This is a genomic window from Mesorhizobium sp. M0768 (assembly GCF_040320195.1).
GTDB lineage: Bacteria > Pseudomonadota > Alphaproteobacteria > Rhizobiales > Rhizobiaceae > Mesorhizobium.
Window position 1 is genome coordinate 1 of record NZ_JAMYPD010000008.1, and the last position, 23,111, is coordinate 23,111.

Genomic DNA, 23,111 nt, shown 5'->3' on the forward strand with positions numbered 1-23,111 from the left:
GGGAACTCCATGGTCAGATCGACCCCTCTACCCGCTCAAGTCAAAATGGCAGTCGCGCCATCTCAGAACGAGGCGCCCCTCCCGCGAAGCGGGTTCGTGCATTAGGCGCAAAGCGGCCATTTAGGCCCGGGCGGACGTCAGTCGCCTTTGGATCATGGGCGTGAATTCGCGGGGCGGACGAGCGGCCGCTTAAGATCAAAACTCGGTCGCTCGAGGTAATTGGGTTTTGACCTCACCGATACTCGAAGATCGACCTGAAAATCCCGGGCGCTATCACCGATAGCGGATTGACCTCCAGGTTCGGCTTGTTGGCGTTGCCCTTGAGCCTGTAGGTGACGCCGATCAGGCCGCGGTCGCGGCCGTTGCCGAGCAGTGCGCCGATCAGCGGCAGTTCGCCGAAGATGCGGTTTACGCCGTAGGCCGGCATGAACGTGCCGGTCATGTCCATATTGTTGTTCTGGTCGTAGAGCGTGCCCTGGAAGGTGGTGCCGATGCGCGAGCCGCGCAGCACGCCGTTGCGCAGCTTGAGATAGCCGCTGCCCTTATCGATCTCGCTGAAACCGCGCTCGAACTTCACCCTCGACGTGTCGAGATTGCCTTTGACCGCCTCGTTGAGGCTGCGGTTGTCGCCGGCCGGCGTCGTCGACACGATCGAGGCGAGCTTCGGCTCGTTGACGACAAAGAAGTTCTTGGCGTCGACCTGGCCTTTCATCGGACCGTCGCCGGCCCCGGTGAGCGCCAGCGTGATCGAGCCGCCTTCCATATGCTCGTAGATGTTGAGGAAGCGCAGTATGGCGCCGGCGTCGGCCGACTTCATGTTGAGCGTGCGCAGGCCGCCGCCGGCCGTGTTGCTGATGGTGATGGCGGCTCCCGAACTTGCCGTGGCGCTCACCTTGAGCCCGTTCACCCGGGAGCCTGCGGCGCTGTAGTCGAGCTTCAGATTCGACAGCACCTCGTCGTGGAAGCCGGTCAGGGAGCTGACGTCGGCACTGACCGAGATCGCATCGACGCCGGTGGTCTTAGTGGCGGTGTCGACATCGGACGTGAATTGCTTGATCAGCGAGCGTGCGTCCAGCGCGCTGCCGCTGACCTCGACCGCATAGGCCTTGCCCGACCGCTTCACCGAGACGGCGACGTCGTCGCCCCTGTTCAACGTGACCTTGCTGAACCGGGCCGAGGACAAGGCGCCGTTGACCAGCACGGCGCTGCCGTCGATGGAGAAGGTCTTGCCGTCGAGTTCGAAATTGGACAGCGTCGTGGTGTCGCCGGTCTTCGCCATGGCGAAGACCACCTTGGCGGGAATGCCGGGGCCCTTGCTCCAGCCGGCCCAGGGAATGTCCAGCCTGGCATTGGTCAGGTCGGCCGACACGTTCTGGTTGCCGGTGCCACTCTTGTCGATCGCCACCTTGATGGTTCCGGAAAGCAGCGTCGACAGGCCAGGCATGGCGGTGGCGCGCGTCTTGTCGTCGAGCACCAGCTCCACTTTACGACTGCGCGGCGGGCCGCCATCCCTGAGCGGCTCGATCAGGTCGAGCTCGGCCGGAATGCCGTTGAGCAGCGCCTTGGCCGAGATCACCGCCCGGTCGGGCGCGACCGTGATCGAGCCGTCGGCATGGCTGACCGTCTGGCCCTCGAACGGCTTGCCCAGCGACAGGTCCTTGTAGTCGAGCGCCACCAGCCAATCGAGTTTGGAAGAGTCGACACCGGACTGCAGCGGAATATCGGCCTTGACGTGGCCGGTCACCGTGCCGGACAGGTCGTCCGGCAGCAGGCCGACATGGCGCATGGCGTTGATCGGGTCAAAGGATGCCAGCTCGGCGATTGCCGGCGCCTCGCCGGCGACATCGATGTCGAGCGCGCCGATCACCGGCGGATGGTTCGCCGCCTTGACGGTGAGCGTGCCGTTGCTCGCCGCCACCGTGCGGCCGCTCGGCATATAGACGCTGCCCGACGACAGCGCGACGTCGACGTCATTGCCGTGGAAGCCGACGACGCCGACGGCATCGCGGATCGGCGGAATGCGGCCGGCCGTGTCGAAGCGCGATCCTTCGACCTGGAATCGGCCGAACACTTCATCGGCCGAAAGCGGCACGCCGTTGCCGAGCCGTCCGGGCACGACCTGGAACTGCAGGCTGCCATCGACGACGCGGCCGCCGAACAGGTTCTTAAGCACCCACAGCCTGGCATTGCGCGCCGAAAACCAAGGCCATAATTGCTTGACGTGCGAGACCGGCATGTCGTGGACATTGAGCGCCACCGATATGCCCGGCGCCTGGTTGGCGACGAATGAAACCGAAGCCGTGCCCAGCACTTCGCTGCCCGGTCCGGACCGGACGCCGATCTGCTCGGCGACCAGCTTTTGGCTCGTCGGCTGGTAGACGCCGGCAATACGGGCAATGAAGCTGAGCGCCGGCTCCGGCGAATCCGAAGGCGCCAGGGTCGAACCGTCGCTGGTCAGGTCGTAACGATAGGATGGCTCCTCGCCCGCTGCGCCGGTAGCGGGCTTCGGGCCGATCGAACCGGCGAAATCGAAGGTCGAGCGGCCGGTTTTCACCAGCAAGCTTTCGACCTGGATCTTGTTCGACCCGGCGACGAGCGTCGCATCGAGATCGATGTCGGCCGGAAGCAGGCCGCGCGAACCGAGATCGAGCACCGACCCGGTCAGTGACAGGGCGGCGGTCAGCCGCGAACTGTTGTCGCCGGTCCCTTCCGACCCCGCCAGCTTCAAGGCGATCGCGCCCAATTTGCCGCCTGCTGCCGCAGCTTCGGCATCCGCCGCCTGGATGCTGGCATCCAGCGTGGTGATGCGTCGCGTCGCCGGATCGCGGGTGGCGGAAGCGGCGATGGTAAGTCCCCTGCCGTCGACATCCGCATCGGATGAAAACTCCATGCTTCCCGGTCCCGTCTGCGACACGGAGGCGTCGGCGATGGTGACCGACTTGACCGATCCGGTCTCGGGCAGTGCCAGCTCGACGTTGCGCAGATCGATCTGGCGCATCGAATCCACGCGCACCGCATCGAGCGCGCGGTTGACGTTGGCGAAGACGGCGGCGGAAAGTTTTTCCGGATCGATGAGGCCATCCTGGTTGCGCAGCCCGGCCGTCCAGTCGCCGCCGGACGGCATCGCGGCCATGACGATGTGCGCGTCGGAAATCCGGGCGCTGGTCAGCCGTACCTCGCCCGAAAGCAGCGGGATCAGCCGGATGCCGAAGCGGACCCGGCCGGCATCGGCCATCGGTTTGCCGTCGGCGGTCTTGAGGCTGACGTCGCTGACCTGCAGCGCAATGAAGCTCGACCCGTCAAGCGTCAGCCGGGCCGGCCCGACGGCAACGTCGACATCGAAGCCGGCCAATCTCTCGATTGCCGTTTCGGCTTCCGCGCGAAGCCGCTCCGAGCCGAAGCCGGACACGCCGATCGCATAGACGCCGGCGGCAGCCAGCAGCACAAGGGCGACAAGACCGGCAAACAGCCGCGCCATCATACGGACCCCGCGACCGATCGACGCCTGGCCGAGCGGCGGGACGCGGCACGCGGACGGAAAGGTTCCCAGGTCGGTGATCTCGTCACGCCTGAACCTGATCTTCTCGTGCTGCGGTAGCTCCTGATCCACGCAATCTTCCGTTGAAACGAATTCGATCGTGGACGAATCCCCGCTCGACATTATATCGATGCAGCCTGGCGCGTAACCTCAAACAAGGGCATCGGTATGGCTGGCCTCGACGTGGGCGATGTTGCGCCGCAGTTCGATCTTCCGCGCGACGGCGGCGGTTCACTCAGCCTCGCCGCATTGCTGGGAAAACCCATCGTACTCTATTTCTACCCACAGGACGACACCACAAGCTGCACCAACGAGGCGATCGGCTTTTCGCAGTTGAAGCCGGAGTTCGAAAAGGCCGGCGCTGTCGTCATCGGGCTCTCGCCGGACAGCGTCAAGAAACATGACAAATTCAAGGCGAAATACGATCTGAGCGTCAACCTTGTCGCCGACGAAGAGCGCAAAGTGATCGAGGCTTACCATTTGTGGGTGGAAAAGAAGCTCTACGGCCGCACCTATATGGGCGTCGAGCGGGCGACGTTCCTGATCGGCCGGGACGGACGCATCGCCAGGATCTGGCGCAACGTCCGCGTCAAGGGGCACGCCGAAGAGGTGCTGGAGGCGGTTCACGCCCTTTGAGAGCTGCGCCAGGTCGCTGTAATTCGATACCCGTTTTGCGCGAAGACCTTTGCCTGTCGTTCGATCGGCAAAACTTTGTTAACCCTAATAATGTGTAATCAGGCTTGTCGTTGGTGTCGTAACGAAAGCTTGGTCCCGTGAACGTAGCCAGTCAGCCAGCGGTCTTCGGCAGACGCAGAGAGCCCCACACGGTCATCATCGCCCGGGGCGACCAGATAAGGCATTTCACCATACGCCCGTGGCTGGCTGCATTTTGCGGCTCGGCGCTGGCGGCGGTCGTCATCGGCTACCTGCTGGCGACCTCCTATCTGGTGCTGCGCGACGATCTAATCGGCGCCACGACGGCGCGGCAGGCGCGCATGCAGCAGACCTACGAAGACCGCATCTCGGCACTGCGCAGCCAGGTCGACCGCATCACCAGCCGCCAGCTACTCGATCAGCAACTGATGGAAACCAAGGTCAGCGAGCTGCTGGAACGGCAGAGCCAGCTCAGCCTGCGTCACGGCCGTCTCGGCCCGATCCTCGAACGAGCCGAAAACGAGGTCGCAACGCCGCCCATGCCGACGGCAAAGCCGGACGAACATGCCGACGCGACCGGCAGCATCCAGCCGATGGCCTATTCCGTCGCCAGCCTTGCTGCCCCCCTTCCCAGCAACGACACCAGGCCGTTCTCGCTGTGGTCGACCCGCGCCGATCCGCTGCCGAGCGAAAGCGCGGCCGACCGGGCAGACAAGCTCTTCGTTTCGATCAACAACTCGCTGAAGGCCATCGAGAGCCAGCAGCTCACCCGCATCGCCACACTTGCCGACAATGCCTACAAGAGCGCCGACGCGATCTCGCAGGCGCTCGAGGCCGCCGGCCTGCCGGTCGACAGCGAATTCGAAAAGAGCGACGTCGGCGGCCCGCTGATACCACTCGACAGCTCGTTGGTCTTCGATAGCAAAGTCAAAGAGTTGGACGAAGCGCTTGACGCGCTGGATCATCTTAAAAAGGAAGCGCGCCGGCTGCCGCTCGCCAACCCCGCCCCCGGCCGCAGCGTTACCAGCCCATTCGGCGTGCGCACCGACCCCATCCTCGGCACGGCCGCCTTGCATTCCGGCATGGATTTCAGGGCGCCGGTCGGTGTGCCGGCCAAGGTCACGGCAGGCGGCGTCGTCGTCAAGGCCGGCTGGAACGGCGGCTACGGCCGCATGATCGAGGTCGACCACGGCAACGGTTTTGTAACGCGTTACGGGCATCTCAGCGAAATCGACGTCGCCGTCGGCCAGAAGCTCGATGCCGGAGACGTCATCGGCAAGACCGGCAACAGCGGCCGCTCGACCGGCCCGCACCTGCACTACGAGGTCCGCCACAATGGCGAGGCGATCGATCCGCTGCGGTTCCTGACCGTCGGCAAGAAGGTCGAGCGGTATCTGTAGAGCCGGCGATTCATTCGGCGTGAAGCCTGTCGCGCGGCCAACCGCCCGCTAGGCAATATCAGAGATAGATCGCTTTCAGCCCTCAGCAGCAGCCATGAACGCGCCGAGCCGCCGGTTGAACGGCTCACCGGTCTGCTGAACGCTGTGCCCCGCGCCGGCGATCACGGCACGATCGGCACCAAGCACGTTTTCGAGCACGTCGCAGACGGCGTCGAATGCTGCGCTGTGCCCGCCGGATACCACCAGTTTCGGGAACGGCGCATCGGCAAGTTGCCGAAGCGGAATTTCGGCCTCCCATGGCCCGCGTTCGACGACGAGCATGGCCGCGCCTTGCGCGAGCGGGGGCGGCAGCGGGTCTGGCAATTGTATCGCCGAGCCGACCAGATGGAGAAACTGGCGCAAGAAAAGCGCGGGATCGTCGCGCGGTCCGCTTTGCCAGTGGGTCTTCAGGCGCGTCACGAGTTCATTGACGGCAACATCCTCGCGCGCAAGGTCAAAGGCCGGCGGCTCGATCACCGTGAGCGAACGGATTGCTCGCGGGCGCATCGCTGCTGCAAGAAGAGAGATGACGCCGCCATAGGAATGCCCGACCAGATGGACGCGGTTTTCGTCCCAGAGGTCATGCGTCCGATCGAGGAATCCGGCAACCAGTCCGGCGTCGACGGCGAAATCCTCGCGTTCGGCAGGGGAACTTGATCCGAATCCGGGCCGGTCGACCACAACCAGCTTCCAGCGCTCCGCAAGCGGTAGCTGGGCGGACCATGTCATCATGCCGTTCGTGACGCTGCCGTGGACGAACAGCACCGGCGGCCCGTCGCCCCGCACCTCATAGCCGAGATCAATCCCGTCGAGGGTCAGCTTCGGCATCGCATCTCCTCCCGCCGACCGGCGAGAGGAAGTATGCTCCCTGCAACGGAAAGGCGCAACGAACTCCGATCCTTGGCCGGCTCACAACCGGTTCCGAAATGGCTTCAGGGCGCTGATCGGAATGCCGGCCAAGGTCATGCCTGGCGTCCCCGTCCAGCCGCTGGCGCTTCATACTGGAAAATTGCCAGAGTTGGCCCATCCGCCGGCGGGCGCGAATTCGCCGGCGTTAGAAGGACCTTGGCCGCAGGCGAATTATTTTTGAATTCCATTTGACTGAATAAATGTTCGGTGCGAACCTCTGCTCTCTCGAGAGGGCGCCAGACATGGCATTGCGCGGGACCAATCAGGAGTTCGGGCGGCCGTATAACCGGCGCATCGTGCTCGAATCCATCCGCCTTCACGGGCCAATCGCTCGCGGCGATATCGCCAGGCGGGTCGGACTCACCGTGCAGACGGTGTCAACCATCGTTCGCGAGCTGGAAGAGCACGGTTACGTGCTGTCGTTGCGCGAAGAGCCCAAGGGGCGCGGCCTGCCACCGGCAACGCTGCGCATCAATCCGGAAGGCGGCTATGCCGTCGGCATCCACGTCACCCCGCTGGGCATCAATGCCGCCCTGATCAACCTAAGCGGCGATGTTATCGAGAGCACCTACCGCGAAGCCCCAAATGCAACGCCCGACCACGCTTTCGAGCTGATCGGCGCCATGGTGCTCGAGTTGACGGCATTGCGGGCCGGTGGCCGCGTTCTCGGCATCGGCATGGCGCTGCCCGGACCGTTCGGCGTGGAGTCCATGAGCTTTGTCGGGCCGACCACCATGACCGGCTGGAAGGATGTGGCGCTGCGCGAGCGGCTGGCCGCCTCGACCGGACTGCCGGCCTTTTTCGAAACCGATATGGCGGCGGCTGCCATCGGCGAGCGCCTCTACGGCCTCGGAACGGCATATTCCGAGTATTACTATCTTTATTTCGGCGTCGGTCTCGGCGGCGTCATGGTGCATGACGGGGCGGCATTGCGCGGCGCCTGGGGAAACGCCGGTGAAATCGGCCACATTCCCGCGGTGCCGGGCGGCGAGCCCTGCCCGTGCGGCAATCGCGGCTGCCTCGAACGGTATCTCTCGCTCGAGGCGCTGCGGCGCCGCAACATCGCCGACGCCGAGTGGGTGAGCGAGATTGCGCCGATCTTCCGCAACGCCGTCACCATCATCGAAAACCTGTTCGATCCCGAAACCATCATCCTCGGCGGGCTGGCGTCCACCGAGCTGCTCGAAAGGCTTGCCGGCGCGGCCGCGCACCTGCCCAATTCGGTCTCGGCGCGAAGCGATCGCACGACGCCCCGCGTCAGCGTCGCGCGCGGCGGCCAGCATGCGGTGTTGCGCGGCGCCGCCGCGCTTGCCGTTTCCGGGGTGCTTTCGCCGCGCTTCGGCCAGATCTTCACCGCCGAGCGCGAACGCGGGCGAGATCTCTTGCATAACAAGGGGATCGCGGCATGAGCGAACCGCTGCTGGTGCTCGACAACGTAGCCAAGAATTACGGCGCCATCGAAGCGCTGAAAGGCATCAGCTTTTCGATCGACAAGGGCGAAGTGGTGGCGCTTCTGGGCGACAACGGCGCCGGCAAATCGACGCTGGTCAAGATCATTGCCGGCGGCCTCGAGCCGACCTCCGGCCGCATGCTGTTCGAAGGCAAGGAATTCCTGGCCAAATCTCCCGCCGAGGCCAAGGCCGCGGGGATCGAGACGGTCTACCAGGACCTGTCGCTTTGCACCAATGTCGACGTGGTCGCCAATTTCTTCATGGGCCGCGAGATCACCAGGAAGGTTCTCGGCATTCCGGTGCTCGACGAGCGCGCCATGGAGCAGGTGGTGCAAAAGGCGCTGGCCAGCGCCGGCACCCGCATTCCCTCGCTTCGCACCAATGTCGAGCATCTTTCCGGCGGCCAGCGGCAGGCCATCGAGCTCAACCGGTTCGTGCATTTTGGCGGCAAGCTGGTGCTTCTCGACGAGCCGTTCGCGGCGCTCGGTGTCGAGCAGACGCGGCGCGGCCTCGACATGATCCGCCAGGTGGCGAGCCAGGGCATCGGCGTCGTCATCATCACCCATATCATGCAACAGGCCTTCCAGGTCGCCGACCGGATCGTGGTGATCCGGCAAGGCGTCGTGGCGGGCGATGTCGCACGCAACAAAACAAGTCCCGACGCGGTGATCAACATGATCACCGGAGAGACGCTCGCCGGTGCCGGACCGGCGAACTGAGGGACAAATGAGGGGTCCGGCGCAAGAGGAGCGAACGACATGAAGAAAATACTTCTTTCCGTCTTCGGTATCCTGGCACTGGCCTTTGCCACGCTCACGCCGGCATTCGCCCAGTCCAAGGGCACCGTCTACTACATGGTGCCGACATTGCTCGATGAGTTCCAGACCGGCTCGGTGAGCGCGCTGGAACTGTTCCTGAAGCAGGTCGGCTACGAGATGAAGACGTTGAACGCCGACAACAAGACCGACGCTCAGCAATCGCAGATGAACGACGTCATCGCGCTGAAGCCGGCGGCGATCATCCTTGCCGCCGTCGATTTCAATGCGCTGAAACCGTCGATCGAGGCGGCCCGTGCCGCCGGCATCCCGGTCGTCGAGTTCGACCGCCAGATAACCTCGACCCCGTCCGACTTCACCTCGGTGGCCGGAACCGTCGAGATCGGCTACGTCGCCGCCGACCAGGCACAAAAGCTCCTGACCGCGAAGAACGGCTCGGTGAAGGGCAAGATCCTGCAGGTGCTCGGCGATCCGGGCGATCCCTACACGCTCGACATCCAGAAGGGTTTCGAGGAGAAGATGAAGGCGTTCCCGGACGTCAAGATCATCTCGCTGCCGGCCATGCAATGGGCGGCGGATGCAGCCGGGACCATCGTGAACGACCAGCTGCTCGCCAACCCCGACATCGACCTGATCTTCAGCCATGCCGCGCATCTTTCGGTCGCTGCCGTCGCCTCGCTCGAGGCCGCCGGCAAGAAACCGGGCGACGTCATGCTGATGAGCTCGAACGGCGCTCCGGTCGGCCTCGACCTGATCCGCAAGGGCTGGCTCAACGTCGAAGTCGAGCAGCCGCTCTATGCCCAGGCCGCGGCGGTCGCCATGTTCATGGACAAGGTGGTCAACAAGCAGGAGATCAAGCCCGGCGAATATGATGTGCTTGGCCTGAAATCGACCCTGACCAAGGAAGCCTGGGGGCCGAACATCAAGATCCCCGGCGCTGCGATCACCAAGGAAAATGTCGATAACCCGGCCTTCTGGGGCAACATGAAGCCGCCGACCGAAACCATAAAGCCGGTCGAATAGCAAACTCGCCAGAAGCTCCGGGCCATGCCGGCCCGGAGCCCAGCCCTGCAGCCTCAGTGCGTTCAAACGGACGCGCACGGGAATGCTGCAGCAATTTTCAACCGCGCCTGATAGTCCGAAAACCGAGTGGTTTTTCGGGGTCGGCGCCAACCGGATCCTGAGATGAACCCCCGCACGCGCCAAACCCTCGAGTTCATCCTCGACAATCTCGTCTGGTTCATGCTGGTCTTCGTGCTGGTGGTCTTTTCCATCCTCATCCCGAACTATTTTCAGCTCGGCATTTTTGCGAACATCATCGAGGCGTCGAGCGTGCTCGGCGTCATGTCGATCGGCCTGGCGCTGGTCATCATCGCCGGCCATATGGACCTGTCGGTCGAATCGGTCGCGGCGCTCAGCGCCATGGCGGTCGGCATCCTGTTCTGCTCGTCGGGCATCGGCCTTGGCATCCAGTTGCAGCCGCAATGGCTGATGGTTCCGGTTTCGCTACTCATCGCCCTTGCCGTCGGCGGTCTCATCGGCGTCATCAACGGCTACCTGGTGGTCAAGGTGAAGATGAGCGCCTTCATCATCACGCTGGCGTCCTACATCTGGGTGCGCGGCCTGGTGCTGGTTATTTCCGGTGGCCGCTCGGCACAGGACCTGGCGCCGGCAATCCGCTGGTTCGCCATCCAGCGCCTGGGTGGTCTGCCGCTGACTGCCTGGATCGCCATTGCGTGCTTCGTGGTGTTCTCGCTGATCATGGCCAAGACGCCCTTCGGCCGGCACCTGGTCATGATCGGCGGCAACGAGACGGCGACCTTTCGCGCCGGCATCCGCGTCAACCGCAACCTGGTCATAGCCTTCGTTCTCGCCGGCGCCATCGCCGGCCTTGCCGGTTGGCTGCTGGCGATCCGTACCTCCGGCGCGACAGCTAATCTCGGGGTCGGCCTGTTGTTCAATGCCTTCGCCGCGGTCGTCATCGGCGGCGTCAGTCTGAAGGGCGGCGTCGGCACCTTGCCCGGCGTCTATGCCGGCGTGCTGCTGCTCTCGGCCATCAACACGGCGATCAATTTGATGGGCCTGCCGGCCAACTTCACCCAGGTGATCCATGGCCTGCTGGTGCTTGCCGCCGTGCTGCTCGATGCGTTCAAGCAGACGATACGCCAGAGGCTGGCATGACCGGCCGTCTGGAAGACAAAGTCGCGCTGATCGTTGGAAGTGCGCGCGGGATCGGCAAGGGCATCGCACGACGCTTTGCCGAAGAGGGCGCGACGCTTGTCCTGGCCGATACCGAGGCTGAGGTCGGGCAAGCGACTGCGGACGAGCTCGGTGCCGCCTTCATACGCACCGACATCTCGCAGATGGCCGATGCCGAGGCCGCTGTTGCACTGGCGCTCGACCGTCACGGCCGGCTCGACATCATGGTCCAGAACGCCGGCATCTATCCCTGGCAATTGCTGGAAAACACCAGTCCCGACGATTGGGACCGGGTCATGGCGGTAAACTTGCGCGGCAGCTTCATCGCTGCTCGCGCCGCACTGGTGCCGATGAAGGCACAGCATTTTGGCCGCATGCTGTTCACCTCCTCGATCACCGGCCCGCATGTCACCAGCCCCGGCCACGGCCATTATTCAGCGACCAAGGCCGGCATCAATGGGCTGATCCGTTCGGCTGCGCTCGAATTCTCGGGCTACGGCATTACAGTCAACGGCGTCGAGCCCGGCAACATCCTGACCGAAGGCATAGAGCAGCATCGCGGTGCGGCCTTCATCAAGAACATGGAAGACGCCATCCCGCTCGGCCGTCTCGGCAGCCCGCGCGATGTGGCCAATGCCTTCCTGTTCCTAGCCTCTGACGATGCCAGCTACATCACGGGCACGACCATCATCGTCGACGGCGGGCAGCTTTTGCCCGAGGGCAAGGATTTCCGGCTGCTGCCGCCATGATCCTCGATTTCGGCGGCGGTTTCTTCCTGCGCCGGGCGACCACCGCCGATCGTGCAGCGCTTGCGATGATCTGTCTCAAGACCGGCGATGCCGGCAAGGACGCCAGCGGCCGCGAGGACGACCCGGAACTGCTCGGCCTCCTCTACACCATTCCCTACCAGGTGCTCGAACCCGAGCTGGCCTTCATTATCGATAGTCCCGCAGGTGCGGCCGGCTACCTGCTTGGCGCGGCCGATACGGGCGCTTTCAATGCCAGCCTGGCATCAGACTGGTATCCCGACCTTCAGCGGCGCGTGGCAGACCCCGGACCCGACAGCTCGCGCTGGCGCGGCAGCGACTGGGCGCGGCATCGGGTCCATCGTCCCGATTTCGCTGTTCCGCCTGCGCTGACCGCCTATCCGTCGCATGGCCATATCGACCTGTTGCCGCAAGCGCGCGGGAAAGGCATCGGCCGGCGCGCGATGGCCTTCCTCGAGCAGGGGCTTGCCGCGAGCGGCTCGACCGGCATCCACCTCGAAGTCATGCCGGAGAACGATGGTGCGCTAAGGTTCTACAAGGCGATTGGATTTGAGGTGGTGCAGGACGCTGATTCATCGAAGCGTTGTGTTTATGTGGCGAAACGGATTGCTCACGCTCCGGCGATTGCAGGCTGATCTGCGACAGGCCAATCGCCCAAGTTGCAAAGAACCGGGAGGCCTATGGACGTACAATGCTGCCGTTCTGCAGCAGCCAGTTGCCCCGCGTGAACACCTTTGCCGCGGGAACGAAACCTTCGTCGCGTGCTCCACCGCAGACACGAAAGTCACCAGCATCAACACGGTGCGGGGCTAATCCGAGTGTTGGCGGAGCGTCTACTAGTGCAGTATGGGCGGCAGGGGAACATCCGCGACCGTTCCCCCGGCCACAATCGAGAGCACATAAAGCAGATAAATGGCTAATACCAACAGGGCGAGGAATGAACCGCTGGCAAAGACTCCTGCAACCGCGGCGTCGGGATAAGCTTCGACTTGTTCTTTCTTGAAGGTGTCTTCTTCGTTACGGGTTGTCTTCACAATCCGTTCGCCTGGAAGCCGGTTTTTTTCAGCTTCCTTCGATATCTTATCCGCGAGATCTCCTGCGATCACGGGATCGTCCGGAAGATGACTCGCAAGCCATCCAGGAATATTTTCGCTCCCGCCCATGCCCATACGCAATTGAGATACTGCAAGTTGTAGCTTTCGGCAATCGTTTCCCTCATGAGAGGCAAGCAGATCAGACTTAAGTCCCTGCGGAAAGACAGTTTGAATCAGACCAAAGTCCGAGTAGCACAGTGGTCGGATGCGTCTCACCTGGCGATCAGCTTGAGCGGTGTAGCCCAAACTGAACACATCGAGGAAAATGGTGGGCGATGACGGGCTCGAACCGCCGACATCTTCGGTGTAAACGAGCGTTCAAACGCCAGAAATGGCGTATTTCCGGGACTTTCTGTGCCGTTTGTGCCCAGCTATTTCCCCGCAATCTGGGCGCTTGGCCTCGTATCTGGGCGGTTTCGGGGCGCTGGTTCCTATTTGGAGCAGGTGATAGCATGTGTGATCCGATGAAGGTGACTGTGATCGGCCTTGAAAGGTCATCGGTCCTCCGGGCCGCAAACGGGATTGAGTGCTGTACATGTCACAAGCGTGTCAATTTCGACAGGACGGACAGCAGGCAGGAGCTGGCGCGGCTGGCAGACCTTGGCTGGACCGTTCCGAGGAGCACTACAGATTTCACCACCGCCACTTATTGTCCTGATCATAGAGGCGGACGACAGGAGAGCGGCATGACGCGAGAACCAAATTGGATATCCTTGAGCAAGCTGGGCTCGGCGTATGACGAAGAACTGGACGTCAATGCTTCGCCTGATACCCCCGATAGGCTGAAAATGCGCCATCGGCCGATATCGTTCACAGGCCAGGAAATGGTTGATTGGCAGCCAGGCCCAGCGCCGGACAGCGAGGAAGCCCCCGTGAATGAGATACCCGACGGGCCGCGCAGGCAGTTTTCGACGGTCTGACAACGCCGTGGCGAAGGGACGACGAACCGGGCGGGGACAGCGATGCGGATGTTGCCAGCATCGCCCGCGCCATCATCGCCGAGCGGGAGCGGTGTGCTGAGGCGTGCTTCAAGCGCGCCGGCGGCGACTACTTCAAGGACGACCCTCATAGCTACGAAGCAGCATGTGGTCGCGCAATTCTCGCGGGTGAGCAGCCATGATCGGCGCCCCGGCCGCGCTCCTCCATAGCCGCTCCTTTTGGGCGCGGCATTTAGTCGATGCGGTGGCCCATTCCTGAGACTTTGGTCTTGTCCGGTGCATAGGTCAGGCCGACGGCTTTGCCGCCGCACTTCGCACACCTCAACTTCGGAATGAGATCATCAGCCATGGCCGGCGCATCAGGACCGAGCTTCGCCTTCAGCTTCTCAAGATTGAGCAGCTGATTATGGTGGCATCGCGAATTGTGGCAGAACGCATGGAGCGCCATGCGCGCGTCGATCAGACCCTGAACTGTCCACTTTGCCATCGCGCCGATATAGGTCCAGTCCTTGACGACCGCCAGTCGGGCGCCAGAGTCCCTGCGGATGGATGAGAACTACATCTACGGTGAACGCACAGGCCTGCAGCTGGTCCGCATGGCGATTGAGTTGACCTGCCCCGCCGGCGTCCTGCCGAGCGAGGAAGCCGTGAATTGCCTCTACGGCCCGCTGCCAGTGCATGAGGGCGAAGCACTGGCCAAGGCGATCATCGAGACGGTCGAACGGCTGACGCGTCACGCCAGCGACTAAGGTCACTCGTCGTCGCCGAAACCTACCAGTGAGGCGTGGCGGATATATCGATGCTCGCCGCGGAGGTGCTTGACGCGCAGCTTGACGCCAGGCTCGACCCATTGTGTCGCCGGCCGTTTCTTCATGCCCTCGGGCGGCCGGCCGGCATGGCCTTGGACGTGCTTCCACAGCCTCTGCTTCATGTCACGGCCCAAGGTGATGAAGGCAGTGCCGACATACTTCCCGGTGCCAGGCTGCGCCAGCAGAGCCATGGCCGCGTTGCCCGGCTCCCGCTCGACGCCCATCAGCTCGTATTCCTGGACCGTGAAGCTCTTCGTCTTCAGCCAGTTCGATGTAGGGCCACTGCGGTATGGACTGTCGGCGCGCTTCGAGACGACGCCTTCAAGCCCAGCCTGGTCGGCGAGGTAGAAGATCGCCTTGGGGTCGCCGGGCAGAGCCTCGCTGAACTGGATCCTGCTGTTCGGCTTGATGATGCTGAACAGAAGCTCCCTGCGTGCCTTGCAGCCGATGTCGCGAAGATCGTAGCCGTCGAGATGCATGATGTCGAAGGCACCGAGAATGGTGGCGTAGGGATCGCTGTGGACGGCCTTCTGCAGCGCGTCGAAGTCGGGCAGTCCGGCCTTGTTAGTAACGACCGCCTCGCCCTCGAAGATCGCATTCTTGACCTCGAGGTCCCGCGCGGCTTCAACGAGGCCTGTGTATTTGCTCGTCCAGTCCGCCCCGCTTCTGGTGAAGACGCGAATATCGTCGCGGCCGTTGATGACGATCTGGGTGCGGTAGCCGTCGAGCTTGATCTCGTGAATCCAGTTTTCACCCTCGGGCGGTTTGGCGACCAGCTTCGGGATCATCGGAGGGATGAACGCCAGCCTTTCGCCCATGCAAACTCCACGCCGCACCAACCCGATTCAATAAACTTTGAACGTTTCGGTTCCATGAACGCAAAAAGCCCGCCGGACCTTTCGGCACGGCGGGCGATCATGTTGCCAGCGTCGGGAGAATGATTCAGCGCTGCTCGGCAGCCTTTAAGGCTTCAGCTCGGGCGTGAGCGGCATCAATGGCGCTGGCGCTGGCACGATGTCGAAATAGACGGTCGGCGCCGTCACGACGATCGGGAAGGCCAGCTTCTGCAGGATGTTGCAGGTGTAGGTGAAGCGCGCCTCGTAATGCGCCCGGCCGAGAGCCGTCGCCAGCGGGATGGTGATCGAGCGCTGATAGGTTTCGCGGCCCTCCGGCGGGTAGCCGTCGATCAGCGGCCGGCGGCCGACCGTATAGGTCGATGGGACATGCACGATGCCATCGGAATCGGTGACGTAGCGCTCGACGGTCGCCGCGCAAATGCGGTTCTGGATAACCGTATACTGGATATCCAGCACCCCGCCCTGCGGAACTTCCAGCGTCAGCACTGCCGCCGCCTCGAAGACCGTCGGCGGTTCCCGATCGATGATGGCAATGACCAGCCAGGCCAGCAGCACCGCGAAGGGCGAAGCGATCGCCGATGACAGCCAGTCGAAGGCGCGTGTTCTTTCCAGAACCGTCATTTGACCGACCTCAGATAGGGTGCCAGCATGGTCCACAGCTGGTTCAGCGCCACCAGCACGGCGGCAAGCCCAAGCACGATTTTTGGGGCAGAGCGCAGCGTCCTGGTGAATAGCACCGATCGCGTCACGATCCTGAAGCCTGCCTCCCATTTATCGTCCGGTAGCTTAAGGAATTGATCGAGGCGATCCATCTGCTTCTTGGTCAGGTGGCTGACCTGGATCATGCGTTCGCGTTCTTCCTCGTTCCAGCGGTAGACCATCTCGATGGTCCGCTTGTCGAGGTCGCGCCATCGATCCGGCAATTCGCTGTGAGCTCTTTCCGCCATCCGTTCATGCCCCTGCTCTGCACTGCTCAGTTTTTCAGTTCGGCGCGGCGTGCTGCGCTGGCCTTGGTGTGGCGGTCGCATTCGGCCGGCTTGTAGAGGCCGATCGCGCAGCCCGGCGCCATGGTGCGATCGATCCTGTTCTGATCTTCGACGGTCTTGCCCTCAGCACCCGCAAGGCTGCTACCGAGGGCCGAGCGAAGCGCCGGAACACCGCTGACGCCGGAAGTCCCACACCCCGCCAGCAGCAATGCAGTCGTCAAGAGACCGGCTGGTTTCAATGCCTTTGCGAATCGCATCCTGATTGTCCTTTTCGATCTGGTCGCGCACTTCCTGCGCACCCCAATGCTTGATGAGTTCGTAGCCACCAAGGGCGGTGCCGGAGATGGCGACCAGCATGACGGCCCATGTCAGGATGCCGGCGAGCGGGCGAGGAACGCCAACTAAACCGGCGACGATTCCAATAAGCCCCGACATCAGCAGGACTCCCAGACGCCATCTGTGAGGTAGCCGTGCCAGTGCGAACTCATGTCGGGATTGTGCAGAAGGACTGACGCTCGCACTGTCGGCTTGTCGCGGCTCCCATTCCACGTCCAAGCGCCTGGCCCGGCCACCGTGACGCCGCCGACTGATCGGCAGCCGCAAGGACACTGGAAATCGAACCCGGCCGGCTTGTGGTCGGCAGTCTCGTAGAACTTGATCGCGCCGGCCGGCGCACTCTCCCCGACGATGCTGTCGACCAGCACGGACGATACCGGCTCCGTCTTGACCTCGCCCATCACGCCAGCACCGCATCCGGCGCCGCGGCCTCGGCGGCGATCTCTGGATGAATGTCGCCCTCGTCGGTGTGGCGGCTCTTGAACCAGCCCCACACGGCATAGGCGGCGAGGCCGAGGCCGATCGCGCCGGATCCGGCAAGCAGCATGTTGGCGACGGTTTGGGCCGTGTCGGCCTGAATGCCGGTGAGGTAGCTTGCCGTCTCGGCGACCTGGTCGCGCGCGGCGATGATCAGCACCAGCACGCCGCCGCCCTTGGTTGCATCCTTGACCTCCGGCACTTGGCTTACCAACTGCTCACCGGGTTTCTCGGCAGCGCTCTGCTTCCATGCCTCGAGGCGGCGGAACGTCTCCGGGCCGGCGACGCCATCTGCGGTGACCTTCTGCCCCTTCTGGAACTCGCGCACGGCATCACGGGTCGACGGGCCATAGTCGCCGTCGACATTGACCGCGTAGCCGGCCCGCACCAGCAACGCCTGCAGATCGCGCACTCTGGCGCCGTTCGATCCCATGCGCAGCATGCCGGTCGACGCCGAAACGGGCGGGGAGCCGCTCAGGCGCCTGTATGCGGCCGCCATCTTCAGATGATAACCCTGCTTGGCGAAGGCCTTGCCATTGTAGCCGCGGGCGAAGGCAGTGAAGTCCAGCCGGCGCAGTTCGTCGGCGAGGCCGAACTTGTCGATGAAGCGGGCCATGACGTCGATCTGGCCGGCGGCGCCGCTGCGGGCGAGCTTGATCATGTCGTCGACGCTGGCGAAGCCGAGCTTTTGCCAATGCGCCGTCATCACCTGGCCGAGGCCGATCGAGATCGATTCCAGCGCCGCCTGCCGGTCGATCTTGGCCGCGCGCGCCAGCAGCATCCAGCGGGCCGCCTGCGAGGCCGGGTTCCTCACCTTGCCAGCAACTGGACTGGCAAGCCCCTGCGCGCGGGCGACGGCGCGGTTCGCGGCATCGAGCCGGGCATCGAAATAGTGCCCCTCGAAGCGGATCAGCGGCTCCTGCTTGCCCTTGACCAGCGCGAAGACCTGGCCGTTGCTCTCGACCTCGGCGACGGCCTGCAGGGCAGCGGCCGAGCATTTGAGGCGATCGGCAAGGCCCTCGATCGCATGCAGCGTCGCCGCGTCGAACATGGCAGTTCCTTTCCGCCCTTGCGGGCAGGTTGCAGTTTTTGAAGTTGATGCGTTCTGGAGGTTCCCAGCCGGCGCGAAATCGCTTAAACCGCACTGAGAATTAGCCACGAGGGAGAGTGATGGGAATCCTGAACGAGCTTCGTACGGCCCGGAAGGAGATGGAGGTCTGGTGGCCTCAGATAGGAATAGGTGTCGCGGTAATTATCTGCGGAGTGTGGACCGTCTACTTGCCGATCGTTGGGATCTTATACCTGATGGGTAAACTTCACTGAATCCGCAACCTCACAAACGAAGTAGACTTCGTTATTCAGCAGCGGCCCAAGTTGCGGCACTGGCAGGTATGTTCGCTTCTTAATGACAAAACCATTCAACTCCAGGTCCTCTTGGAACTGCCGCCAGCGAAAGCCGATATGTGAGTGCGTCCATTGATCGCTTACGTACTCACGTTTGATTTTTACGCCAAAGAGTGAACGGAACGCCTTCGGCAGCGTAGCGCGCTGACGCCCGCCCTTCGCGACACGATACAGGTTCTTGATGAAGCCGCTTGGGCCGCTTTCGACCGGCACTCCAAAAACGACGATGGCGCCGGGCGCAGCCAACGCTTGTATATTACTGAAAGCATCCGACATCGCGGAAGGCGAAAGGTGCTCGCAGACCTCAAAGCAAGCGATGCGGGTAAACAAGTGGCGCTTGTCGTTGATCAGCGCATGGATATCCGGACGGAGGTCAACATTCTCGAGGGTTTGGGAGCGCTGGGCAAGTAGGCCCGAGTCCGGATCATAGCCGCAAAGGTCTTCATCCCCGATGATGCCTTGAAAATAGGTGAGAAGGTGCCCGTCTCCACACCCGTAGTCGAGAAGGCGATCCGTAGGACCCGCGCCAAGGATTTGGGCCGCAGACGAAAGCCGACCGCGATGGGCTAGTCCTTTCAGGATTTCGCGTGTATCACGCGTGTAACTGGCGTAATTGGTGGCAGTCATGATTGATGTCTCTACCGTTGCGAAACCGCGATCCCCTAGCCGATAGCAACATTCTGGTCTATGCGCCACTTACTTCCGCCACCGCACCCTCATTTCTCCCGCCGATTGACAGCGCCGGGATTGATCGGGGTGATCTTCATCGTCGCCGCTCTGAATCCTTGGTCCAACTTCGGGTTGAACGATCTGGATTCCCAGCCCTGGCCATTGCTCGGCGGCCTTCTCTTCTGCTTCTCATCGCGTCATTTGCGAACACCGCCATTTTTCGCGGGGATGTGCCTATCGCTCTTTCTTGGCGTTGCGCTCGCAATGGCTGTTGAACCGGGATCGCCAGGGACCGCCAGGGCAGTCGTCAGTTACCTGACGATTATCGTTTGCTACTTCGCCTTCTTCAATTACGTCATCCTGCACGGATTCCCGACCAGGATATTCGTAATCCTGAACCTGATTTGGTTGGGCGTCGGCGTGCTGGAGCTGTTCAACCCGACTTTATCCGACATGATTTCCAAGAACCGAACGACATTGAACCGGGGCGTCACATCGATGTCTCCCGAACCGACGCACTTCGGAATTTTCCTCTTTTTCATGACGTGGCTTTTGCTTGCGTCCCGGAACTATCGACCATCCCACCTGATACTCGCGCTGTGCCTTGCCAATCTCATCGCCATCTTTGCCTTGGCGAAGGCCAGCATGGTCATCATGATCCTGATCATCTCGTTGGGCATCGTCGGTGTAGCGATGTTGTTCCGCTGGATCGCGACGAAAGGCAGGGCGCGCGGGCGGATAGTACTACTAGGACTTTCCGGTCTGCTTGCACTCGGGGCCATTGTCTTGGTAAATGTCACCTTCCCCGATTCCCGTGTCAGCCAGATCACAAGTCGCGCCCTCGAAAACTCCCCCATGGATCTTGTCCTGAGAGACGCCAGTATCAACCAGCGCCTTGAGGCGATCGTTTACTCCTACTACGGTTTTCTGCACAACTGGATGTTTCCAGGCGGCTTCGACACGTTTCTCACCATGCAGGCAGAGCTTCAACTGTTCTGGGGAGACATCTTCTGGTACCCCGTCTTTCACAACAAGATCATGAGTTGGTCAGGCGGCGTGATCTACGAGCTCGGAATCTTCGGAGCGGTCTTTATCCTCATGCTTTTCCTGGCATCCCAACGTGGTGGATTTTTTTCGAAGCGTGAGGCGGTCGTACTGTTTGTGGTCCTTCTTACGGCGATCCCGCCTGCATTCCCCCTGGTACCGATGCTGTTCGCGCTCTGGGCGGCGCAGCGATACGCGACCCCATCACGTTCAATAAACCAAAATATTCGCGTTGGCGTAAATCTGGCCGCGAATGTCTACGATCATAGTCTTGGCCGTAATCGCGGCTGAGGCTGAAACCTGAAGCGCCAGCTTCCCCGAATTGTTGATCAATGTCGCGCTTGACATGTTCTGGTGCCTGACTGACGCCGTGTCTTCAAGGGTGAGGACATAGCCCGATGGAGTCCCGTCCGTGCCACCGGTAACGGTGACATCCCACGACCCAAAGAAATTCGTGTTGGCGTTGTTCAGCGACAGCGTAATCCGCGCTTTCATGTTAAGCGGCATGTCCATCAAGTCGAATATCTGTGTTCCTATGACCGCAGTCACCAAGCGCGGGAACTGGACGTGCTCGATGATTGCACCAACGTTTGTCGTGTTCCCGACATATGCCAGAATCTGCGTCGGTACAGTATCCGACACGATGCTTTCGATAATTGAGTTGTTGGTTGCCCTCAGAAGGATCGGGCAGCGCTCGGTTAGGAAATTGCCGCGCGCGCAAGCACCAGCAGTCAAGTTGATAGCGTAGTCACAATCCTGCGCCAAAGCGTTCGCAAAGATCGCGTTCCTGCGTCCGGAGCCAGCACCGATATTGTAGCCGTACTCAAAGCCTCGGACGCGAACATTGGCGTAGGTCATAGCCGGCAGGCCGCCATCAGCCGCAGACACCTGATAGATGCCATACTTGCCGGCGCGCTTTACCTTGATCGTCCAGTCAGAAAGCGTTCCAGCGCCCGCGATGGTGGTGACGTTAACGGTCAGGCTCGTCCCGCTATAGGCAGTGACCACGCCTTCCATATAGTTGACCGTCGGGTTTGCATCGCTGGTGATGCGCACGGTCATGTTGGCTGAAAATGACTTGCCGGCTGAGACGGTGAAGACCTTTGATCCGGTCCCAATCGTGAATGAAGTCGCGGACGCGTCGATAAGTTCCGGCACGACCGACGCGTGCTTGAACGATACGTTTCCAACATTGAAGCCGTCGCACTCGCCCTGGCCGGAGGATATAGCCGAACGTGACAGATAGGCGCCATGGCCGAGCGTGCATTTCCAGACGCCGTTGGCGACCAGCCCGTCGAGTTGTTCATCCTCGATGTGGATGCCCTCACTGCGGGTGAACGGCACGAGATTGTTAACTACGCCCCAGCCTTTGACGCCAGCGATGCCTACCGCCCAGCCAGAGCCGGTGGACGTGGATCCTGTGCCGGTGGAAAGGATGTTCCCGTCCACCCAGCGGTTCTTCTGCAAACCATCGGGAGAGTTTAACTCGATGACGGTTCCCCTGTTGGAATATAACTGGCTCACCGCAATGATTGCGTCCGTCAGCGTGGAGCCGGTATCGCTAAGCCAACCGTAAGATGCAGCATTGATCTCTGCCCCGAGCATGGTGACCTTCGACGCGCCGGTCGAGATATCGTTCACGCCTTGGCCGTCAACGGATTGCGCCCGACCGGTGAACTTCCAGCCAACCGTGCTGTTTGCAATGCGAAGAGCCGGGTTCGACGTGACGCCATTGTCGACAACCCGCTCAAACATGTCGACATTGCTGATCGAACTGATGGTGTTGACGCGATAGACCTTTGAAGTGGCAGAGCGCAAAGAGAGCGCGCTACTGACCTTGGCGTTATCGTCAGTGACGCCATCACCAACTGCCCCAAGCATGTCGGAGATGGTGCCTTGGCCCTCTACGATCTCCCACCACGCGCCATCCAGCGACTGGAATTTGCCTGAGTGAGACGGCTGCGAAACAACTTTCTTATAAAGCGCCCCGCCGCCATCCCCAACTGCGGTATATCCATTGGTCCGAAGAGCGTTAATGCCTGCTGGAACCGACAGCGCTGCTATACCCGTGGCAGTCGCATAGATTGGCACGTTGCCCTGACTTACGATGTCGGATGCAAACCCTTCCGCAATGTCGCGCGCAGATTCTGCGGCGTCCTGCGCGGCCTCAGACGCCAACTGGATAGCAGCGCTAGCCTGATCCGAGAGAAGCCTAAAAGTCGACCCGGAGACGAAGCCAAGAACCGGCCCAGGCGTCAGACCCGCGATAGCTATGTCACCGCCGGAGGAAGTCTTGATCGTAAGGGCGGCTCCGCCGTTAAATGAAACGGTGACCGGAGTTGCTGTGTTTGCCTCAAACACGTCGAGACGCACGATCTGAGAACCAGCGGCCGAAACGGCTAGATTGGGTTCTGCGATGATGCCGTTAGGCGTTCCGGCTCCGCTGTCTACTGCGTGGACAATCTGGGAGCCGGGGACAAAATCCGTCAACTGTCCCCATGACCCCGTTGTGGTGGCGCCGACCTTCATGTAGAGGCCGTCGTTGGCCGGCGTGGGGTCGCCAGACACCAGCGCCGCAGTGTTTGCCGCCGGCAACAGATCCGCCTCCAGAGCGGCTCTCGTCTGATAGACTTTGCCGTTCGTGAAGGAGAGATTCGCGAGAGATTCGATGTATGTGCCCCACCGGCGGATCTCTGATTTCGGCGGTTGCGATGGCGCCAGGGTCGGTCCATCAGCCCAAATGACACTGGCAAGATCGGCCATC

At 62.1% G+C, this 23,111-nt stretch carries 23 protein-coding genes; 11 read left to right on the plus strand and 12 right to left on the minus strand.

Translation table 11 applies throughout. From position 1 onward, the window contains the following. Positions 1–232: 232 nt before the first annotated feature. Positions 233–3,610, minus strand: coding sequence for a hypothetical protein (locus NKI08_RS12810; RefSeq protein ID WP_352769697.1), 3,378 nt, complete (start codon positions 3,608–3,610; stop codon positions 233–235). A gap of 96 nt (positions 3,611–3,706) precedes the next feature. Here NKI08_RS12810 and NKI08_RS12815 point away from each other — a divergent pair, with 96 nt between their 5' ends. Together NKI08_RS12815 and NKI08_RS12820 are read left to right on the plus strand one after the other, a co-directional pair. Beyond that, positions 3,707–4,174 carry a peroxiredoxin gene (locus NKI08_RS12815; RefSeq protein ID WP_352471944.1) on the plus strand — a complete coding sequence of 156 codons (468 nt, stop codon included), beginning with the start codon at positions 3,707–3,709 and terminating at the stop codon, positions 4,172–4,174. Positions 4,175–4,311: 137 nt separating this feature from the next. After that, positions 4,312–5,592 (plus strand): M23 family metallopeptidase, encoded by a 1,281-nt coding sequence (locus NKI08_RS12820; protein ID WP_352769701.1) that lies wholly within the window; start codon positions 4,312–4,314, stop codon positions 5,590–5,592. Between the two features lie 75 nt (positions 5,593–5,667). Here the strand turns inward: NKI08_RS12820 and NKI08_RS12825 are convergent, their stop codons facing one another. Further along, entirely contained in the window at positions 5,668–6,459 is a 792-nt protein-coding gene (locus NKI08_RS12825) for an alpha/beta fold hydrolase (protein WP_352769703.1), read from the minus strand. Positions 6,460–6,782: 323 nt separating this feature from the next. Here NKI08_RS12825 and NKI08_RS12830 point away from each other — a divergent pair, with 323 nt between their 5' ends. The 6 genes from NKI08_RS12830 (at position 6,783) to NKI08_RS12855 (ending at position 12,368) form a co-directional block, all read left to right on the plus strand. Continuing rightward, positions 6,783–7,949 (plus strand): ROK family transcriptional regulator, encoded by a 1,167-nt coding sequence (locus NKI08_RS12830; RefSeq protein ID WP_352769706.1) that lies wholly within the window; start codon positions 6,783–6,785, stop codon positions 7,947–7,949. After that, positions 7,946–8,710, plus strand: a complete 765-nt coding sequence (locus NKI08_RS12835) for an ATP-binding cassette domain-containing protein (protein WP_352471950.1) — start codon at positions 7,946–7,948, stop codon at positions 8,708–8,710. Before NKI08_RS12830 ends, NKI08_RS12835 begins: the two co-directional genes overlap by 4 nt. A 39-nt stretch (positions 8,711–8,749) precedes the next feature. Further along, positions 8,750–9,790 (plus strand): sugar ABC transporter substrate-binding protein, encoded by a 1,041-nt coding sequence (locus NKI08_RS12840; RefSeq protein WP_292663104.1) that lies wholly within the window; start codon positions 8,750–8,752, stop codon positions 9,788–9,790. Between the two features lie 162 nt (positions 9,791–9,952). Beyond that, on the plus strand, positions 9,953–10,948 hold the full coding sequence (locus NKI08_RS12845) for an ABC transporter permease (protein WP_352769710.1): 996 nt from the start codon (positions 9,953–9,955) through the stop codon (positions 10,946–10,948). Beyond that, entirely contained in the window at positions 10,945–11,715 is a 771-nt protein-coding gene (locus tag NKI08_RS12850; RefSeq protein WP_352766855.1) for an SDR family oxidoreductase, read from the plus strand. Before NKI08_RS12845 ends, NKI08_RS12850 begins: the two co-directional genes overlap by 4 nt. Then, a complete protein-coding gene (locus NKI08_RS12855) occupies positions 11,712–12,368 on the plus strand; it encodes a GNAT family N-acetyltransferase (protein ID WP_352769713.1) in 657 nt (218 codons plus the stop codon). The genes NKI08_RS12850 and NKI08_RS12855 overlap by 4 nt, the downstream gene beginning before the upstream one ends. A gap of 201 nt (positions 12,369–12,569) precedes the next feature. On the opposite strand, the gene NKI08_RS12860 is transcribed toward NKI08_RS12855, so the two are convergent. Continuing rightward, entirely contained in the window at positions 12,570–13,073 is a 504-nt protein-coding gene (locus NKI08_RS12860) for a hypothetical protein (protein ID WP_352769716.1), read from the minus strand. Between the two features lie 440 nt (positions 13,074–13,513). Between NKI08_RS12860 and NKI08_RS12865 the strand changes: the two genes are divergently transcribed. Continuing rightward, positions 13,514–13,747 (plus strand): hypothetical protein, encoded by a 234-nt coding sequence (locus NKI08_RS12865; protein WP_352769719.1) that lies wholly within the window; start codon positions 13,514–13,516, stop codon positions 13,745–13,747. A gap of 250 nt (positions 13,748–13,997) precedes the next feature. Here NKI08_RS12865 and NKI08_RS12870 read toward each other — a convergent pair whose 3' ends face one another. Then, entirely contained in the window at positions 13,998–14,252 is a 255-nt protein-coding gene (locus tag NKI08_RS12870) for a hypothetical protein (protein ID WP_352769722.1), read from the minus strand. Positions 14,253–14,310: 58 nt separating this feature from the next. Between NKI08_RS12870 and NKI08_RS12875 the strand changes: the two genes are divergently transcribed. Beyond that, entirely contained in the window at positions 14,311–14,514 is a 204-nt protein-coding gene (locus tag NKI08_RS12875) for a hypothetical protein (RefSeq protein ID WP_352769725.1), read from the plus strand. Between the two features lie 2 nt (positions 14,515–14,516). Here NKI08_RS12875 and NKI08_RS12880 read toward each other — a convergent pair whose 3' ends face one another. The 7 genes from NKI08_RS12880 to NKI08_RS12910 form a co-directional block, all read right to left on the minus strand. After that, entirely contained in the window at positions 14,517–15,392 is an 876-nt protein-coding gene (locus NKI08_RS12880; protein ID WP_352769727.1) for an ATP-dependent DNA ligase, read from the minus strand. A 144-nt stretch (positions 15,393–15,536) separates the two neighbouring features. Further along, positions 15,537–16,052 (minus strand): hypothetical protein, encoded by a 516-nt coding sequence (locus tag NKI08_RS12885; RefSeq protein WP_352769730.1) that lies wholly within the window; start codon positions 16,050–16,052, stop codon positions 15,537–15,539. Beyond that, positions 16,049–16,378 (minus strand): hypothetical protein, encoded by a 330-nt coding sequence (locus NKI08_RS12890; protein WP_352769732.1) that lies wholly within the window; start codon positions 16,376–16,378, stop codon positions 16,049–16,051. The genes NKI08_RS12885 and NKI08_RS12890 overlap by 4 nt, the downstream gene beginning before the upstream one ends. A gap of 180 nt (positions 16,379–16,558) precedes the next feature. After that, on the minus strand, positions 16,559–16,852 hold the full coding sequence (locus tag NKI08_RS12895) for a hypothetical protein (RefSeq protein ID WP_352769735.1): 294 nt from the start codon (positions 16,850–16,852) through the stop codon (positions 16,559–16,561). Continuing rightward, entirely contained in the window at positions 16,852–17,154 is a 303-nt protein-coding gene (locus tag NKI08_RS12900; protein ID WP_352769736.1) for a ubiquitination-like system serine protease family protein, read from the minus strand. The genes NKI08_RS12895 and NKI08_RS12900 overlap by 1 nt, the downstream gene beginning before the upstream one ends. Beyond that, the gene (locus tag NKI08_RS12905; protein ID WP_352769739.1) at positions 17,154–18,281 is read right to left on the minus strand and encodes an N-acetylmuramidase domain-containing protein; all 1,128 of its coding nucleotides are present in this window, start codon (positions 18,279–18,281) and stop codon (positions 17,154–17,156) included. Before NKI08_RS12905 ends, NKI08_RS12900 begins: the two co-directional genes overlap by 1 nt. A gap of 245 nt (positions 18,282–18,526) precedes the next feature. Beyond that, complete coding sequence (locus NKI08_RS12910; RefSeq protein ID WP_352769742.1) at positions 18,527–19,261, minus strand: class I SAM-dependent methyltransferase; 735 nt, start codon at positions 19,259–19,261, stop codon at positions 18,527–18,529. Positions 19,262–19,390: 129 nt separating this feature from the next. On the opposite strand from NKI08_RS12910, the gene NKI08_RS12915 reads away from it, so the two are divergent. Then, entirely contained in the window at positions 19,391–20,638 is a 1,248-nt protein-coding gene (locus tag NKI08_RS12915; RefSeq protein WP_352769743.1) for a hypothetical protein, read from the plus strand. On the opposite strand, the gene NKI08_RS12920 is transcribed toward NKI08_RS12915, so the two are convergent. Next, on the minus strand, positions 20,558–23,110 hold the full coding sequence (locus tag NKI08_RS12920; protein ID WP_352769746.1) for a hypothetical protein: 2,553 nt from the start codon (positions 23,108–23,110) through the stop codon (positions 20,558–20,560). The genes NKI08_RS12915 and NKI08_RS12920 overlap by 81 nt on opposite strands. Between the last annotated feature and the right edge of the window lies 1 nt (position 23,111).

Excerpts from the sequence above, each read along its gene's own strand:
- NKI08_RS12815 (WP_352471944.1), top strand. The coding sequence starts at position 3,707 with ATGGCTGGCCTCGACGTGGGCGATGTTGCGCCGCAGTTCGATCTTCCG.
- NKI08_RS12825 (WP_352769703.1), bottom strand. The coding sequence starts at position 6,459 with ATGCCGAAGCTGACCCTCGACGGGATTGATCTCGGCTATGAGGTGCGG.
- NKI08_RS12830 (WP_352769706.1), top strand. The coding sequence starts at position 6,783 with ATGGCATTGCGCGGGACCAATCAGGAGTTCGGGCGGCCGTATAACCGG.
- NKI08_RS12835 (WP_352471950.1), top strand. The coding sequence starts at position 7,946 with ATGAGCGAACCGCTGCTGGTGCTCGACAACGTAGCCAAGAATTACGGC.
- NKI08_RS12840 (WP_292663104.1), top strand. The coding sequence starts at position 8,750 with ATGAAGAAAATACTTCTTTCCGTCTTCGGTATCCTGGCACTGGCCTTT.
- NKI08_RS12845 (WP_352769710.1), top strand. The coding sequence starts at position 9,953 with ATGAACCCCCGCACGCGCCAAACCCTCGAGTTCATCCTCGACAATCTC.
- NKI08_RS12850 (WP_352766855.1), top strand. The coding sequence starts at position 10,945 with ATGACCGGCCGTCTGGAAGACAAAGTCGCGCTGATCGTTGGAAGTGCG.
- NKI08_RS12855 (WP_352769713.1), top strand. The coding sequence starts at position 11,712 with ATGATCCTCGATTTCGGCGGCGGTTTCTTCCTGCGCCGGGCGACCACC.
- NKI08_RS12865 (WP_352769719.1), top strand. The coding sequence starts at position 13,514 with ATGACGCGAGAACCAAATTGGATATCCTTGAGCAAGCTGGGCTCGGCG.
- NKI08_RS12870 (WP_352769722.1), bottom strand. The coding sequence starts at position 14,252 with ATGGCAAAGTGGACAGTTCAGGGTCTGATCGACGCGCGCATGGCGCTC.
- NKI08_RS12875 (WP_352769725.1), top strand. The coding sequence starts at position 14,311 with ATGGATGAGAACTACATCTACGGTGAACGCACAGGCCTGCAGCTGGTC.
- NKI08_RS12880 (WP_352769727.1), bottom strand. The coding sequence starts at position 15,392 with ATGGGCGAAAGGCTGGCGTTCATCCCTCCGATGATCCCGAAGCTGGTC.
- NKI08_RS12885 (WP_352769730.1), bottom strand. The coding sequence starts at position 16,052 with ATGACGGTTCTGGAAAGAACACGCGCCTTCGACTGGCTGTCATCGGCG.
- NKI08_RS12890 (WP_352769732.1), bottom strand. The coding sequence starts at position 16,378 with ATGGCGGAAAGAGCTCACAGCGAATTGCCGGATCGATGGCGCGACCTC.
- NKI08_RS12895 (WP_352769735.1), bottom strand. The coding sequence starts at position 16,852 with ATGTCGGGGCTTATTGGAATCGTCGCCGGTTTAGTTGGCGTTCCTCGC.
- NKI08_RS12900 (WP_352769736.1), bottom strand. The coding sequence starts at position 17,154 with ATGGGCGAGGTCAAGACGGAGCCGGTATCGTCCGTGCTGGTCGACAGC.
- NKI08_RS12905 (WP_352769739.1), bottom strand. The coding sequence starts at position 18,281 with ATGTTCGACGCGGCGACGCTGCATGCGATCGAGGGCCTTGCCGATCGC.
- NKI08_RS12910 (WP_352769742.1), bottom strand. The coding sequence starts at position 19,261 with ATGACTGCCACCAATTACGCCAGTTACACGCGTGATACACGCGAAATC.
- NKI08_RS12920 (WP_352769746.1), bottom strand. The coding sequence starts at position 23,110 with ATGGCCGATCTTGCCAGTGTCATTTGGGCTGATGGACCGACCCTGGCG.